General features: G+C 68.9%; 17 protein-coding genes. 6 read left to right on the forward strand and 11 right to left on the reverse strand.

Translation table 11 applies throughout. The features are described 5' to 3' along the window. Positions 1-8: 8 nt before the first annotated feature. The 3 genes from dnaG to dusB are packed head-to-tail and all read right to left on the reverse strand — an operon-like array spanning position 9 to position 4,338. Complete coding sequence (dnaG, locus tag ABD736_RS02915; protein ID WP_344790233.1) at positions 9-1,886, reverse strand: DNA primase; 1,878 nt, start codon at positions 1,884-1,886, stop codon at positions 9-11. Between the two features lie 30 nt (positions 1,887-1,916). Beyond that, positions 1,917-3,188: a deoxyguanosinetriphosphate triphosphohydrolase gene (locus ABD736_RS02920; protein WP_344790234.1), complete on the reverse strand. Its 1,272-nt coding sequence runs from the start codon at positions 3,186-3,188 to the stop codon at positions 1,917-1,919. Then, the gene (dusB, locus tag ABD736_RS02925) at positions 3,178-4,338 is read right to left on the reverse strand and encodes a tRNA dihydrouridine synthase DusB (protein WP_344790235.1); all 1,161 of its coding nucleotides are present in this window, start codon (positions 4,336-4,338) and stop codon (positions 3,178-3,180) included. Before dusB ends, ABD736_RS02920 begins: the two co-directional genes overlap by 11 nt. Before the next feature lie 42 nt (positions 4,339-4,380). On the opposite strand from dusB, the gene ABD736_RS02930 reads away from it, so the two are divergent. From ABD736_RS02930 to ABD736_RS02940, 3 genes are all read left to right on the forward strand, one after another. Next, the gene (locus ABD736_RS02930; RefSeq protein WP_344790236.1) at positions 4,381-4,869 is read left to right on the forward strand and encodes an aminoacyl-tRNA deacylase; all 489 of its coding nucleotides are present in this window, start codon (positions 4,381-4,383) and stop codon (positions 4,867-4,869) included. Positions 4,870-4,876: 7 nt separating this feature from the next. Continuing rightward, entirely contained in the window at positions 4,877-5,203 is a 327-nt protein-coding gene (locus ABD736_RS02935) for a hypothetical protein (protein WP_344790237.1), read from the forward strand. A gap of 73 nt (positions 5,204-5,276) precedes the next feature. Continuing rightward, the gene (locus tag ABD736_RS02940) at positions 5,277-5,543 is read left to right on the forward strand and encodes a hypothetical protein (RefSeq protein WP_344790238.1); all 267 of its coding nucleotides are present in this window, start codon (positions 5,277-5,279) and stop codon (positions 5,541-5,543) included. A 98-nt stretch (positions 5,544-5,641) separates the two neighbouring features. Here the strand turns inward: ABD736_RS02940 and ABD736_RS02945 are convergent, their stop codons facing one another. Genes ABD736_RS02945 through recO form a run of 5 tightly spaced genes read right to left on the reverse strand, consistent with a single transcriptional unit; the run spans position 5,642 to position 8,901 of the window. After that, a complete protein-coding gene (locus ABD736_RS02945) occupies positions 5,642-6,352 on the reverse strand; it encodes a DsbA family oxidoreductase (RefSeq protein ID WP_344790239.1) in 711 nt (236 codons plus the stop codon). Positions 6,353-6,362: 10 nt separating this feature from the next. Next, entirely contained in the window at positions 6,363-6,875 is a 513-nt protein-coding gene (locus ABD736_RS02950) for a GNAT family N-acetyltransferase (protein WP_344790240.1), read from the reverse strand. 9 nt (positions 6,876-6,884) lie between these two features. Further along, a complete protein-coding gene (locus tag ABD736_RS02955) occupies positions 6,885-7,349 on the reverse strand; it encodes a DUF402 domain-containing protein (RefSeq protein ID WP_344790241.1) in 465 nt (154 codons plus the stop codon). Beyond that, positions 7,346-8,164 carry an isoprenyl transferase gene (locus ABD736_RS02960; protein WP_344790242.1) on the reverse strand — a complete coding sequence of 273 codons (819 nt, stop codon included), beginning with the start codon at positions 8,162-8,164 and terminating at the stop codon, positions 7,346-7,348. Before ABD736_RS02960 ends, ABD736_RS02955 begins: the two co-directional genes overlap by 4 nt. After that, complete coding sequence (recO, locus tag ABD736_RS02965) at positions 8,161-8,901, reverse strand: DNA repair protein RecO (protein WP_344790243.1); 741 nt, start codon at positions 8,899-8,901, stop codon at positions 8,161-8,163. The genes ABD736_RS02960 and recO overlap by 4 nt, the downstream gene beginning before the upstream one ends. A 61-nt stretch (positions 8,902-8,962) precedes the next feature. Between recO and ABD736_RS02970 the strand changes: the two genes are divergently transcribed. The 3 genes from ABD736_RS02970 (at position 8,963) to ABD736_RS02980 (ending at position 11,007) form a co-directional block, all read left to right on the forward strand. Next, positions 8,963-9,733: a trimeric intracellular cation channel family protein gene (locus ABD736_RS02970; protein ID WP_344790244.1), complete on the forward strand. Its 771-nt coding sequence runs from the start codon at positions 8,963-8,965 to the stop codon at positions 9,731-9,733. Continuing rightward, on the forward strand, positions 9,726-10,586 hold the full coding sequence (locus tag ABD736_RS02975) for a class I SAM-dependent methyltransferase (protein ID WP_344790245.1): 861 nt from the start codon (positions 9,726-9,728) through the stop codon (positions 10,584-10,586). Before ABD736_RS02970 ends, ABD736_RS02975 begins: the two co-directional genes overlap by 8 nt. Before the next feature lie 82 nt (positions 10,587-10,668). Further along, positions 10,669-11,007, forward strand: coding sequence for a helix-turn-helix domain-containing protein (locus ABD736_RS02980; protein WP_344790246.1), 339 nt, complete (start codon positions 10,669-10,671; stop codon positions 11,005-11,007). Between the two features lie 21 nt (positions 11,008-11,028). On the opposite strand, the gene ABD736_RS02985 is transcribed toward ABD736_RS02980, so the two are convergent. From ABD736_RS02985 to leuA, 3 genes are all read right to left on the reverse strand, one after another. Further along, complete coding sequence (locus ABD736_RS02985) at positions 11,029-11,616, reverse strand: ClpP family protease (protein WP_344790247.1); 588 nt, start codon at positions 11,614-11,616, stop codon at positions 11,029-11,031. Next, positions 11,613-12,242, reverse strand: coding sequence for a ClpP family protease (locus ABD736_RS02990; protein ID WP_344790248.1), 630 nt, complete (start codon positions 12,240-12,242; stop codon positions 11,613-11,615). Before ABD736_RS02990 ends, ABD736_RS02985 begins: the two co-directional genes overlap by 4 nt. Before the next feature lie 73 nt (positions 12,243-12,315). Beyond that, a complete protein-coding gene (gene leuA / locus ABD736_RS02995) occupies positions 12,316-14,088 on the reverse strand; it encodes a 2-isopropylmalate synthase (protein ID WP_344790249.1) in 1,773 nt (590 codons plus the stop codon). Positions 14,089-14,215 lie beyond the last annotated feature (127 nt).

Genomic DNA, 14,215 nt, shown 5'->3' on the forward strand with positions numbered 1-14,215 from the left:
CTCAACCGTTATTCGCCGCGCAATCTGCGCCGCTCGAGCTCGAGCTCTGCCATCGCCCGGCTGATGGCGATGCGCGTGTCGGTGTCTGACGGATCGGTGCGCTGTAGCCGGCTCTGCAGCTCGGCCTTCGTCGTCACCATGTCCTTCTCGATGAGCGACGCGACGATCGCCTTCGCCCACACCTTCGCCGCCTCCTCATTCCGCTCGGGCACTGGCGACAGCGCGAGCTGCTCGACGATCGGCCGGAACTGGTCGGGCAGGTCGTTCCTGATCCGCGCGAACCAGTCGGGCGCGCCGAAGGCATCTGCGTTCGCGGCGATGGCGCTCTTGACCAGCTCGAGTGTCGGATTTGAGAAGCGTGCTTGCATGGCACGGTCGACGAGCTCGCGGCCCACGGCGTCCGGCAGCTGCAGCACCGCCATGAGCGCCTGGCGCTCGGTCGTCGTGATCGGGTCGCGGCCGAGGTCGTTCAGCGTGATCGTCGGCAGCGCGGGGGCCGCGGGCCCAGGGCCACTACCCTCGCGGAGCGCGCCGGGCGAAGCATCCGCCTGCCTCGCCCTGGCAGAGAATGACCGCACCGCCTGCTGCGCCTCGCTCAGCTCGGCGCCGGCCATACGCGCAAGCTCACGCGTGTACCCGGGTCGCAGAGCAGGGTCACGGATGCCTGCGACGATCGGCGCCCCGGCCCGCAGCGCCCCGACCCGGCCCTCGACGGTGTCGAGGTTGAAGCGGGTCACCACCTGGCGCAGCATGAACTCGAACATCGGCTTCTTGGCGCCGATCATCTGCACGACGGCCTGGTCGCCCTTCGCGAGCCTCAGGTCGCACGGGTCGAGCCCGTCGGGCCCGACGGCGACATAGGTCTGCGCGGCGATGCGCTGCTCCTGCAGCACGGTGAACGACCGCTCAGCGGCCTTCTGACCGGCTGCGTCCGGGTCGAAGGTGAAGACCACCTGGCCCTCGCCGCCCTCGTCGCCGAGGACACGCCGCAGCAGCCGCACATGTTCGGGGCCGAACGCTGTTCCGCAGGTCGCGACCGCTGTCGTGATGCCGGCGAGGTGGCAGGCCATGACGTCGGTGTAGCCCTCGACGACGACCACCTGCTTGCCCTTGCTGACGTCGCGCTTGGCGATGTCGAGGCCGTAGAGTACCTGCGCCTTGTGGAAGACGGCGGTCTCGGGGGTGTTGAGGTACTTCGGGCCGTTGTCGTCGTCGAACAGGCGGCGCGCACCGAAGCCGAGCGTCGTTCCCGTGACGTCGCGGATCGGCCACACGACGCGGCCGCGGAAGCGGTCGTACGCTCCCCCGCGGTCGTTCTGCGAGACGAGGCCCGCGGCCGCGAGCTCGTCGATCGAGAAGCCCTTGGCCTTCAGGTGGTTCGTCAGCTCATCCCAGCTCTTCGGGGCGTAGCCGACCCCGAAGCGCGCAGCCGCCGCGGCGTCGAAGCCGCGCTCGCCCAGGAAGCGCCGGCCGGGGTCGGCGTCGGGGGCGGTCAGGCGCGCGACGTAGAACTCCTCTGCGGCCTTGTTCGCCGCAAGAATCCGCGCTCGCGTGCCGCGATCCTCGCTCGCGTTGCCGCCGTCTTCATAGGTGAGCTGGTAGCCCACCCGGGCGGCGAGCCGCTCGACGGCTTCCGCGAACGGCACGTGGTCGATCGTCTGCAGGAACTTGTAGACATCGCCCGACTCGCCGCAGCCGAAGCAGTGGTAGTAGCCAAGCTGCGGCCGCACGTGGAAGCTCGGCGTGCGCTCGTCGTGGAAGGGGCACAGGCCCTTCATCGAGCCGATTCCGGCGGGCTTCAACGAGACGTACTCGCCGATCACATCGGCGATGTTGACGCGCGCCTTGACCTCTTCGATGTCGCTGTGACGGATGAGGCCGGGCATGCTTTCGATCCTATGGTTCTGGGCGCGCCGCTACTGCTGCACGAGGCGCTCGAACCAGGCGATCGCACTCTGGTCGGTCAGGCTCGCGACCTGGTCGACGACGACGCGCTTGCGGGCGTGGTCGTCTTCCGCCTTCGCCCAATCTTCGGCGAAGCCGGCGTCGAGGTGTGCCGGGCCTGTCTCGAGCAGCGCGTCGGCGAGCCCGATGAGCAGCTCGCGCTGGCGCCGGTAGACCGGCTGGCGGTCGTTGTTGCTCATGATGAACGCGGCGGTGAGGCCCTTCATCACGCCGATCTCCGCCGCCTCGTCGGGCGGCACCACCATCTGCGCGCCGTAGCGCGTGAGGCTCGGGCGCGGGTAGGCCATGCGCGTCGCGATCGTCGCGTTGCGCGCGAACCGCCCGATGAGCTGGCTGGTCAGGTTCTTGAGCTGGGCCTGGGCGAGCCTCGAGCCGTCCCAGGCATGAATCCACTGCTCCATCGCGCGCAGGCGCTCGTAGGCCGCCTCCAGCTCATCGAGCGTGAACTCGTCGCCCACCCACGCCTTCACCTTGCGCATGAGGGCGTCGTGATCGGATGCCGACGCCAGCACGTTCACGTCGATGAAGCCGCCCGTGACGGCGTCTTCGAAGTCGTGCACCGAGTAAGCGATGTCATCGGAGAGGTCCATCACCTGCGCCTCGATGCAGCGCACGCGCTCGGGCGCACCCTCGCGCAGCCACTCGAACACCTCGGTGTCCTCGGCGTAGAAGCCGAACTTGGCCCGGCCGGACGGGTCCGTCACCGCCTGCTGCATGGGCCACGGGTACTTGGTCGCGGCGTCGAGGCTCGCGCGGGTCAGGTTGAGCCCGTAAGGGTGCCCGTCTGGGCCGAACACCTTCGGCTCGAGGCGCGTGACGACCCGAAGGGTCTGCGCGTTGCCCTCGAAGCCGCCGATGTCGTCACTCCACTCGGAGAGCGCCTTCTCGCCGTTGTGACCGAACGGCGGGTGGCCGAGGTCGTGTGCGAGGCACGCGGTGTCGACGACATCGGGGTTCAGGCCGAGGTTGGTCGCGAGCTCGCGGCCGATCTGCGCGACCTCGAGCGAGTGCGTCAGGCGGTTGCGCGCGAAGTCCAGGCCCACCGTGGGGCTGAGCACCTGCGTCTTGGCGGCGAGCCGCCGCAGCGCGCTCGAGTGGAACAGCCGGGCGCGATCGCGCGCGAAGTCACTGCGGCGGTTCGAGTGCTCCTCGGGCAGCCAGCGCTCGGTGTCGAACGGACCGTACGACGAAGACAGGCCGGCCGGCCGCGCCTCAGCCGCCACTGTTGTGGATCTCGTTGGCCGACATGTCCGCACGGGTGGCGACGTCGAGTTCCCGTGACTCGAGCCAGCGGTCGGGCAGCGACGGCGTGCGCGGGCTGCCCTGGCGGCCGCGAGCGCCCTCTGCGCCTTCGCCGGGGTACGGCGCGTTCCAGTCCATCGTGGCGAGCAGGTCGTCGATCTCGGCGAGGCTCGACGAGGTCGCGAGCTTCGCGCGCAGCTCGCCGCCGACCGGGTAGCCCTTGAAGTACCAGGCGACGTGCTTGCGGATGTCGCGGCAGCCGCGCCCCTCGTCTTCGAAGAACTCGACGAGAAGCTCAGCGTGGCGCCGGAACGCGCGAGCGACTTCGCCGAGCGAGGGGTGAATGCCCGCGCCCTCATGCCAGTCGCCGCGCATGGCCGCGGCCAGATCTCCGAACAGCCACGGCCGGCCCAGGCATCCGCGCCCGACCACGACGCCGTCGGCGCCGGTCTCACGCATCATGCGCAGCGCATCATCGGCCGACCAGATGTCGCCGTTGCCGAGCACGGGGATGTCGAGTGCTTCCTTGAGGTTCGCAATCGCCGACCAGTCGGCGTGACCCGAGTACATGTCGGCGGCGGTGCGGCCGTGCAGCGCGACGTAGGCGACGCCTGCGTCCTGCGCGATGCGGCCGGCATCAAGGTAGGTGAGGTGCTCGTCGTCGATGCCTTTGCGCATCTTGACGGTCAGCGGAAGATCTTCTGCCGCAGCCTTCGCGCTCTCGACGATCTCGCGGAACAGCCCGAGCTTCCACGGCAGGGCGCTGCCGCCGCCCTTGCGGGTGACCTTGGGCACGGGGCATCCGAAATTCAGATCGACGTGATCTGCGAGGCCCTCAGCCACGATCACTCGCACCGCGTCGCCCACCGTGACCGGGTCGGTCGTGTAGAGCTGCACCGAGCGGAACGTCTCGGACGGGTGGTGCCCGATCAGCCGCATCGTCTCGGCGTTGTGCTCGACGAGCGCGCGGCTCGTGATCATCTCGCTGACGTAGAGACCGACGCCGTACTCGCGGCAGAGCCTGCGGAAGGCCGTGTTCGTGATGCCGGCCATCGGCGCCAGCACGACGGGAACGTCGATCTGGTGCGGGCCGAGCGCGAGCGGCTTGGCAGTTAGTGTGGCGGTGGACATCTCTCCAAGTTTCTCAGATGGATGCTGAAAGGGCGTGCGCCTGTGGAAGACCGATTCGCCGGCCTGATCGGTACGGCGCGCGTCGAGGCGGATGCCGCCGGCCGCGGCCTCTCGGTGCGGGTCGTATCGCGGCCCGCGGCGAACTCGCTGGCCGAGGCTGCGCAGGTGCTCGGCATCGAGCCGGGCGACATCGTCAAGACGCTGGTGGTGAAGCGTCACGACGGCGACTTCCTGTTCGCGCTGGTGCCCGGCGGCCGCAAGATCTCGTGGCCCAAGCTGCGTGCGCTCGTCGGAGTGAACAAGCTGCAGCTGCCGGATGCCTCACTGGCGCTCGAGGCGACCGGGTACGAGCGCGGCACCATCACTCCCCTGGGCTCTGCTCGCGAGTGGCCGGTCTTCGCCGACTCGCTGGTCGCCGGGCACGAGATCGCCCTCGGCGCCGGCGCACACGGCTATTCGGTCTTCGTCTCGGGCTCTGACCTGATCGCTTCGTTCGGCGCGACCGTCGCCGACATCACCGAGCCGGAGTAGCACTCTCGTGACGAACGGGTTCCGAGTGATGCTGACGGCGCTGGGCTGGGTGCTGCTCGAGCACCTCGTCGCCGTGGACGCCTGGGCCCACACCTCGTCCGTCACGGCGATCGACCCAGCAACGGCGGTCGCGACGCTCGCACTCGTCTGCGCCTTCTCGGCGCTGATGGCGCACCTCGGGCGTCACCTTCTCCGCACCCTTCCGCGCGCGGTCGTGTACGACGGATTGCCCCGAGCCGGCGACGCTGGCCGGCAGGTGCTCATGCCCCGGTCCCGCCCGCGGACGGCGGGTGCGATCGGTGCCAGGGCCCCGGCTGTTCCGCTCGTCGGCTGACGAGCGACCATTTCGAACGCGTTGCCCAGCCGACGAGAGACGTCCACCGACCCTCGTCACACGGAGCATCGCTATGCCTATCTCACGCTTCCTGGGACGCATCCATCGCCGGCTCACTCTCTTCAGCGGGTGGACCTGGATCGCCGCAGGCTCTCTCATCGGATTCGAGGCGCTCGAGCTCGTCTTCGGCACCTTCGTGCTCGTTCCCGAGCTGCTGCCGCTCGTCATTCTGTGCCTGGCGCTCGCCTGGTACTTCCGCCGACACATTCGCAGGCTGTGGAGCCACGCCCGCGCCCGCCGTCGCCTAGCGTCGATTCACCGGCGCCTACGACGACGCTGAACCGTTGGCTTCGGCCTGCTGGTCGGTCGGCGGCTGGGGCACCTCGCACACGCCATCGACGCAGGCCGCGGCATCCGTGTCGCCGAGCTGTACGAGCTTCACGCGCTGACCTCCTCAGGCTGTCCGGCGCGCTCTTCCCAGACCTGCTCGAGCACCTGGGCGAAAGTCTGCGCCTCCTGCGCGCCTGAGACGCCGTACTTGCCGTCGATCACGAAGAACGGCACGCCGTTGATGCCGTACTCGGCGGCGGTCTGCTGGTCCTCGCGCACCGCGCCGAGATACTCGTGCGACTCGAGCGCTGCGGTCAGTGCGTATGGATCGAGTCCGATCTCCGCGCCGAGCGCCGCCAGTTCGGCGACCTGGCCGACGTGGCGGCCCTCGAGGAAGTACGCCGACAGCAGGCGCTCAGTCATCTCGAGCTGCTTACCCTGCGCCTTGGCGAAGTGGATAGCCTCATGCGCCAGGACCGTGTTCGTGTGCTTGAGATTGTCGTAGTCGTACTGAAGACCGACGGATGCCGCGATGCCGGTGACCCGATCGAGCATCTCCTGCGCCTGAGCCTCGGGAATGCCCTTGTGGCGGGCGAGGAACTCGGCTTCGTTGCCCTCGAAGTCGACGGGGGTGTCTGGGCTCAACTCGAACGAGTGGTACTCGATCTCGACCCCGCGACCCTCGCCGGCGCCGGCGAACAACCCGCTGCCCGCCTCGAACTTGCGCTTACCGATGTAACACCAGGGGCACGCGATGTCTGACCAGATGTCGATCTTGATGGGCTGGGTGGTTGAGCTCATGTATGCCGCAACCGGCATGGGGTCGCGCCTATTCCGTTGGGCGGCCGGCGCCGACGTCGAGCACGTGCGACGCGTCATTGTGGGGTGACGCGTAGATGTTGATGTCGGGGTGCGTGCCTTCCGGCCCGGTCCACACGGCGACGTAGCCGCCGACGCGCTTCCAGCCCCGGCTCTCGTAGAGCCGGATCGCCTCGACGTTGTGGCTCAGCACCTCGAGGAACAGGTCTTGCCCGAGCACCTTCGAATAGGTCTCGACCGTGGTGAGCAGCGCGCTCGCAACACCCTGGCCGCGGGCACCGGGCCGCACGAACAGGCGGTGCACGCTCAGCGAGTCGGGGTCCTCTTCGGTCGTGGCGACCGCGATGTGCCCCACGACGTCACCGTCGTGCTCGGCGACCCAGGCCATGCCGTCGTCGCCCTCGAGCAGCCACTCCTTCGTGACATGGTTCGGCAGAACGGGGTACGTGTCGACCTCATGCGTGGCCTTCAACGCGGCGAGGAGGGCAGGCATGTCGGCATCCGTTCGCAACCTGATCTCCATCTGACCAGCCTATTCAGTCGATGTGTCTCGCACGTTACGCAGGCTCTCGATGATCTCGGCCGCCGACCGGTCGAACGGGTACTCGGCCAGCATGACGCGCTCGAACGCCTCGTTCACGGCGCGCTGGGCGCGGGTGATGAGCTCTTCCGGGTAGTCCTGCGCGACCTGGTTCCACTCGAACTCGTCCTCGCCGGTCAGGCGCACGTTGCCGTCTTCCACCTCGACACCGAGATCGAGTGCGATGAACTCGACGAGCTCGCCCGAGATGCGCACCGGCTTCACGGCCTGCGCGAACACCTCGAGGCCGCCGACGTCGCCGGCGTAGAACCGCACGCACCAATCGGCGTTCCACGGCACGAACAGCGCAGAATCCGGATCGATCGAGAACCACGCGCCGCGCGCATCGGCGCCGCGCGCTTCACAGGTGAGTGTCTCGAGCGGAGTCGCGTCGAACTCCTCGAAGCGCACGATCATGACGACGGCCCGGTCTGCTGCGGAGTGTCGACCGCGCCCCCGAAGCGGCGGTTGCGGCCGGCGAAGATCTCGATCGCTTCCCACAGGTCGGTGCGCGAGAAGTCGGGCCAGAGCGTGTCGAGGAACACCATCTCGGCATACGCGGACTGCCACAGAAGGAAGTTGGAGGTGCGCTGCTCGCCGCTCGAGCGCACGAAGAGGTCCACATCGGGCAGGTCAGGCAGATAGAGGCGGCGCTGAATGAGCTTCTCGGTGACCGCGCCCGGGCGCAGGCGGCCGGCCGCGACATCCTCGGCGATGCCACGCACCGCATCCGCGATCTCGGTGCGCCCTCCGTAGTTGACGCACATCGTCAGCGTGAGCCGGTTGTTGTCCCGGGTCAGCTCCTCGGCGAACTGCAGCTCCTTGATGACGGAGCCCCACAGCCGCGGCTTCCGCCCCGCCCAGCGCACCCGCACCCCCCACTCGTTGAGCTGGTCGCGGCGCCGGTGCAGCACCTCGCGGTTGAACCCCATCAGGAACCGCACCTCGTCGGGCGAGCGCACCCAGTTCTCGGTCGAGAACGCGTAGACGCTCAGATGCTTCACCCCGATCTGCAGCGCGCCCGCGACGACGTCGAGCAGCGCCGCCTCGCCGGCACGGTGCCCTTCGACGCGCGGCAGGCCCTGGCGGTTCGCCCAGCGCCCGTTGCCGTCCATCACGATCGCGACGTGGTCGGGCACCGCCGCCGCGGGAAGCTCGGGCGGGTAGATGCCGGTCCAGTCGATCGGGCGGTAGGCGACCGCGTCCTTGTGGGTGAAGGGCTTCGGGGTCATGAAGTCGGGGGAACCTCTCGAGAGACATGGCTCAGCGAGCGCAGCCCGCGCTCGAGATGCCACTGCAGGTAAGCGGCGACGATACCGCTCGCGCGTGAGCGCGTGAGGTCATCGGATGCCTCGGCCGCAGCCCATTCACCCGTGAGCAGCGCCCCCAGGAGCCCCAGGGTGGCCGCGTCGATGTGGGCGGTCCCGGGCGGGGCGCAGCCCTCGCAGACCACGCCGCCGAGCTGCGGTACGAACCGGTCGTGCTGGCCGGCCTTGCCGCACCGCGCGCACGTGCCGAACGACGGCGCCCAGCCTGCGATCGACAGGCTTCGCAGCAGGTAGGAGTCGAGCGTCAGCCCGGGCGTGTGCTCGCGACGGCTGAGGGAACGCAGCGCGCCGACGAGCAGCAGGTACTGCTGCAGCGACCCTTCGGCCTCGGTCAGCCGGTCGGCGGTCTCGACCATCGCGTTGGCGGCCGTGTAGCTCGCGTAGTCCCCCGCGATCTCAGCGCCGTACGCGCCGAGGGTCTCGGCCTGCTGGATCACGTCGAGGCTGCGGCCCTCATACAGTTGCAGATCGGCGACCATGAACGGCTCGAGCCGCGAGCCGAACTTCGACCCGGTGCGCCGCACGCCTTTCGCGACCGCGCGGATCTTCCCGTGGCGCCGGGACAGCAGCGTGACGATGCGGTCGGCCTCACCCAGCTTGTGGGTGCGCAGCACGACGGCCTCATCACGGTAAACAGGCACGACCCATTATCTCCGGCAGTGCTGGTCAGCAGCCGCATCCGCGCGTGCAAGGATCTTCCCCGTGGGTGGCTCGACGTTCGCGATTCCGATCTGGGCGGAATTCGCCGCGGTCGCCATCGGCAGTGTTCAGGGCGCCGCGTTCGCGAGCGGCTTCCGCGACCGCCGCATCGACCTGTTCGGCGTGGCGTTCATCGGCGTTGCGACGGGGCTCGGCGGGGGCATCCTGCGCGACGTGTCGCTCGCCACGCCGCTCGTGGCGCTCTCAAGCAACTGGTATCTCCCCGTGGCCATCGCCGCCGCGCTGATCGGCATGCTGCTCGCCCGCGTCTTCTCGAGCATCGACCCCGTGATCACCGTGCTCGACGCCCTCACCCTGGGCCTGTTCGGCGCGATCGGCACGACCAAGGCGCTCGCCTTCGGACTGCCGGAGATCCCCGCCGCGTTCGTCGGCCTGATCGCGGCAGTCGGCGGCGGCATGCTGCGCGACATCCTGCTCGGCATGCCCATCGCCGTCATGCACGTCGGCTCGCTTTACGCCGTCGCGGCCGGCGCCGGCACGGTGACCCTCGTGCTGCTGCACGACCTCGGCGGCTCCGTGTTCTGGTGCGCTGTGGTCTGCGCCGCCGTCACCTTCGCCGTGCGACTGCTCGCCGTCATGTTCGGCTGGAGCCTGCCCGAGCAGCGCACGATCGAGCTGTCGCGGGCCCGCGTCGGCTTCGGCCTGCTGCGCCGCCGCCAGACCACGCCGCGCGAGTACCCCACGACGACCGGCGTGATCCCGGTTTACAAGGCCGTTCCGCGCGGCGAGGGCAAGGAGCGAGCGGATGACTGACCAGCACGACGCCGTCGAGGTGAACCGACTCAATTGGGACGAGCGCGTCGCCGGCCACCTCGTCGCGTACGACACCGACGGCTTCGTGGCGGATGCCTCGCGCATCTCGCCCGTCGTGCGCGACGACCTCGCGCTGATGGCCCCGCATCTGCCGAACGGCTCGGTCGAGGGCCTTTCGCTGGCGCACCTGCAGTGCCACATCGGCACCGACACCCTCAGCTTCGCGCGCCTCGGCGCCCGCGTCGTCGGCCTCGACTTCTCGCGCGAGGCTGTCGCGGCTGCCCGGATGCTTGCGCAGCGCGCCGGGCTCGAGGCACGGTTCGTGCAGGCCACCGTCGATCAGGCATCCGCCGCCGTCGCTGCGGAACTGGGAGATGGCGCGACGTTCGACGTCGTCTACACCAGCATCGGCGCGCTCACCTGGCTGCCCGACCTGCGCGCGTGGGCGCGTGAGATCCGGGCACTGCTGAAGCCGGGTGGACTGTTCTATGTGCGCGACACGCACCCCATGTTCTCGACGATCGACGACGAGCGTTCCGATGACGCGCTCGTCGTGCGCTACCCGTATTTCGCGGGCGAGCAGCCGTTGCGGTTCGACAACGAGTCGAGCTACACCGGCACGGCGAAGCTCGCCAACACGACCAACTACGAGTGGCCGCATCCGCTGTCGGAGATCATCGGGGTGCTTCTTGAGGCAGGGCTCACGATCGAGGCGTTCGGCGAGCAGGACACGCTGCCGTGGAAGGCGCTGAGCTTCATGGTGGCCGAGGGCGACAGCTGGGTGCTGCCGGAGGGCCGCGACCGCACGCCGATGACGTTCTCGCTCGCCGCCCGGAAGCCGGCTGGCGGATAAGCACTTTCGGGCCCGCGCAGGATCCGTTCTGCTCTCAGCAGAACGGCGAGAACCCGGCCGAACCGGCGGCCTAGCATGAGGCATGCCTGAGCAGCCTCAACCATTCACGCCTCGGACTCGACCTGCTCGTCAGCCGCTCTGGCGGCACCTGGTCGGCGCCCATCTGCGCAGACTGCGCCACGACCGCGATGAGACGCTGACCGAGACCGCTCGGCGCGCCGGTGTCTCGACGCAGTACCTCTCCGAGATCGAGCGCGGCACGAAGGAGCCGTCGAGCGAGGTCATCGCCGCGGTCGCCGAGGCACTCGACGTCACGCTTCTCGATCTCACCGTGGCGGTGGCCGAGGGGCTGCGCGAGACGCAGGCGTCGGTGCCCGCCCAGGCGCCCCGCGGCGCGGCGCTGTTCGCGCTCGCGGCGTGACCGGCGAAGCATCCCCGACGCTCATCGCTGCTCGATGACGTGGTCGACCAGGCCATAGGCCTGCGCGGCCGAGGCAGTGAAGATGCGCGCGCGGTCGGTGTCCGCACGCAGCGTCTCGACCGTCTGACCCGTGTGCCGCGCGAGGATGCCTTCGAGATCCGAGCGCACCCGCACCACCTCGTCGGCCTGCAAAATCAGATCGGGGATCGCTCCGCGCCCCTGCGCTGCCGGCTGATGCAGGACCACGCGGGTGTGCGGCAGCGCCGACCGCTTCCCGTCAGCACCCGCCGCCAGCAGAACGGCGCCGACCGACACCGCCTGGCCGACGCAGGTCGTCGCGACGTCAGACCGGATGTAGCGCATGGTGTCGTAGATCGCGAGCATCGCGCTCGGGTCACCGCCCTCGCAGTTGATGTAGAGCTGGATGTCCCGGTCAGGGCTGTCCGATTCGAGGTGCAGCAGCTGCGCGATCAGGGCGTTCGCGACGCCCGCGTCGATCGCCGTGCCGAGGTAGACGATGCGCTCAGTGAGCAGGTGCGAGTAGACGTCCATGATGCGCTCGCCGCGCGGGTCGCGGGCGATGACGTTGGGGATCGTGTAGGTGCTCATCGCGCCGCCCCCGCGTCCACCGTGAAGCCGGCCCGGCTGCGCGCCGCGGGGACGATGTCATCGAAGCGCTCGACGATCTCGTCGATGAATCCGTAGTCGCGTGCCTGCTCGGCCGTGTACCAGCGATCGTGCAACGAGTCCTCGAAGAGCCGCTCGATCGGCTGACTGGTGTCCTCGGCGATGAGGCCGAGCACTGTGTCGCGCATGTGCCGCAGGTCGTCGGCCTGCAGCTCGACCTCGACGGCGCTGCCGCCGATGCCCGCCGAGCCCTGATGCATCAGCACCCGCGCGTGCGGCAGGGCCCGCCGCTTGCCACGCGTGCCGGCCGACAGCAGGAACTGACCGGCGCTCGCCGCCATCCCGAGCGCGAGCGTCGACACGTCGCACGGCACGAGCCGCATCACGTCGCGGATCGCGAGCATTGACGGCACCGAGCCGCCCGGCGAGTGGATCCAGAGGGCGATGTCTGCGGCCGGGTCCTCGGCGGCGAGGGTCAGCATCGAGGTGGCGAGCAGGGTGCCGTTGTCGTCGTCGAGTGCGCCGTCGAGCACCAGCACGCGCTGCTCGTAGAGCTCGCGGCGCACGCGCTCGGTGAAGAGCGGAATCTTGGGGCTTTCATCTGTCATGACCCCACGATCGCCACAAGCAGATCGGCCCGGGGCGTTTTCTGCCCAGAGCCGATCTGCCGACGGCAGAGAGCTACGCTCCGACGAGCTGCGACTGCGTCGACGCGGCCGACTGCTGCGCCCGTATCGCGCGGTTCACGGCAGAGACGATCGCCTTGAGCGAGGCGATCGACGTGTTGCCGTCGATGCCGACGCCCCACAGGCGCGTGCCGTTCACGTCGAGGTCGACATAGGAAGCGGCATTCGCGGACCCGCTCGCGCTCATCGTGTGCTCGACGTAGTCGTAGAGAGAGACGCGGATGCCGCGCTGCTCCAGGACCTTGATGAACGCGTCGATCGGGCCGTTGCCCTCGCCGCTCGCGATCTCGACCTCGTCGCCGTCGCGCAGGCGGGCGGTGAAGTAGCACTCCCCCGTCGCTTCGCTGTCGATCTTCGTGCCGAGCAGCTCGAAGCGGCCCCACTTCGCCTCGGCGTCGGCGGCCGGCAGGTACTCGTCCTGGAAGACGGCCCACAGCTCCTCGCTGGAGACCTCGCCGCCCTCGGCGTCCGTCTTGGCCTGAACGACGGCGCTGAACTCGATCTGCAGCTTGCGCGGCAGCTCGAGCGCGTGGTCGGTCTTCAGCAGATAGGCGACGCCGCCCTTCCCCGACTGCGAGTTGACCCGGATCACCGCCTCGTAGCTGCGGCCGAGGTCGCGCGGATCGACGGGCAGATAGGGCACGGCCCACTCGATCTCGTCCACCGAGACACCGGCGGCCGCGGCATCCGCCGCCATGCGCTCGAAGCCCTTCTTGATCGCATCCTGGTGCGATCCGGAGAACGCGGTGAAGACGAGATCGCCGCCCCACGGAACGCGCTCGCCGACGGGCAGCTGGTTGCAGAACTCGACGGTCCGCTTGATCTCGTCGATATCGCTGAAGTCGATCTGCGGGTCGATGCCCTGCGTGAACAGGTTGACGCCCAGCGTGACCAGGTCGACGTTGCCCGTGCGCTCGCCGTTGCCGAACAGGCACCCCTCGATGCGGTCGGCGCCGGCCAGGTAGCCCAGCTCTGCCGCGGCGACCGCGGTGCCGCGGTCGTTGTGCGGGTGCAGCGAGAGGATGACGTTCTCGCGGTGGTTCAGGTGTCGCGACATCCACTCGATCGAGTCGGCGTAGACGTTCGGCGTCGCCATCTCGACCGTGGCGGGCAGATTGATGATCACCTTGCGCTCGGGCGTCGGTTCGAACACCTCGAGCACCTCGTTGCAGATGCGCGCCGCGACCTCGAGCTCGGTGCCCGTGTACGACTCGGGCGAGTACTCGTAGAAGACCTGCGTCTCGGGGATCGTCTTCTCGAACTCGCGACACAGTCGTGCGCCGGCGAGAGCGATGTCGATGACGCCCTGCACGTCGGTGCGGAACACGACGTCGCGCTGCAGGATGCTCGTCGAGTTGTACAGGTGCACGATCGCCTGCTTCGCCCCGGCGATCGCCTCATAGGTGCGCTTGATCAGGTGCTCGCGGCTCTGGGTCAGCACCTGGATGGTGACGTCCTCGGGGATCGCGCCCTCGTCGATCAGGCTGCGCACGAAATCGAAGTCGGTCTGCGACGCGCTTGGGAAGCCGACCTCGATCTCCTTGTAGCCGAGCTTCACGAGCAGGTCGAACATGATCCGCTTGCGCTCGGGGCTCATCGGGTCGATCAGGGCCTGGTTGCCGTCGCGCAGGTCGACGGCGCACCAGCGCGGCGCTTCGGTGATGCGCTTGCCGGGCCAGGTGCGGTCGGGCAGATCGACCTTGATCTGCTCGTGGAACGGGCGATAGCGGTGGATCGGCATCGCGCTCGGCTGCTGGGTGTTCTTCATCGCTCTAACTCTTTCGCTGTCTTTCTCAGGATGACTGCCTGAGCCGGAAAGAAGCCGACAGGAAACTCCGCGACGAGTCTGGCCTCTAGATGGAGGACTCGGCGCGGCAGCTAAGGAGGAGCTGGCC

The organism is Gryllotalpicola daejeonensis, from assembly GCF_039538145.1.
GTDB classification, from domain to species: domain Bacteria; phylum Actinomycetota; class Actinomycetes; order Actinomycetales; family Microbacteriaceae; genus Gryllotalpicola; species Gryllotalpicola daejeonensis.

Excerpts from the sequence above, each read along its gene's own strand:
- dnaG (WP_344790233.1), bottom strand. The coding sequence starts at position 1,886 with ATGCCCGGCCTCATCCGTCACAGCGACATCGAAGAGGTCAAGGCGCGC.
- dusB (WP_344790235.1), bottom strand. The coding sequence starts at position 4,338 with ATGTCCACCGCCACACTAACTGCCAAGCCGCTCGCGCTCGGCCCGCAC.
- ABD736_RS02940 (WP_344790238.1), top strand. The coding sequence starts at position 5,277 with ATGCCTATCTCACGCTTCCTGGGACGCATCCATCGCCGGCTCACTCTC.
- ABD736_RS02945 (WP_344790239.1), bottom strand. The coding sequence starts at position 6,352 with ATGCCGGTTGCGGCATACATGAGCTCAACCACCCAGCCCATCAAGATC.
- ABD736_RS02950 (WP_344790240.1), bottom strand. The coding sequence starts at position 6,875 with ATGGAGATCAGGTTGCGAACGGATGCCGACATGCCTGCCCTCCTCGCC.
- ABD736_RS02955 (WP_344790241.1), bottom strand. The coding sequence starts at position 7,349 with ATGATCGTGCGCTTCGAGGAGTTCGACGCGACTCCGCTCGAGACACTC.
- ABD736_RS02960 (WP_344790242.1), bottom strand. The coding sequence starts at position 8,164 with ATGACCCCGAAGCCCTTCACCCACAAGGACGCGGTCGCCTACCGCCCG.
- ABD736_RS02975 (WP_344790245.1), top strand. The coding sequence starts at position 9,726 with ATGACTGACCAGCACGACGCCGTCGAGGTGAACCGACTCAATTGGGAC.
- ABD736_RS02980 (WP_344790246.1), top strand. The coding sequence starts at position 10,669 with ATGCCTGAGCAGCCTCAACCATTCACGCCTCGGACTCGACCTGCTCGT.
- ABD736_RS02985 (WP_344790247.1), bottom strand. The coding sequence starts at position 11,616 with ATGAGCACCTACACGATCCCCAACGTCATCGCCCGCGACCCGCGCGGC.
- ABD736_RS02990 (WP_344790248.1), bottom strand. The coding sequence starts at position 12,242 with ATGACAGATGAAAGCCCCAAGATTCCGCTCTTCACCGAGCGCGTGCGC.
- leuA (WP_344790249.1), bottom strand. The coding sequence starts at position 14,088 with ATGAAGAACACCCAGCAGCCGAGCGCGATGCCGATCCACCGCTATCGC.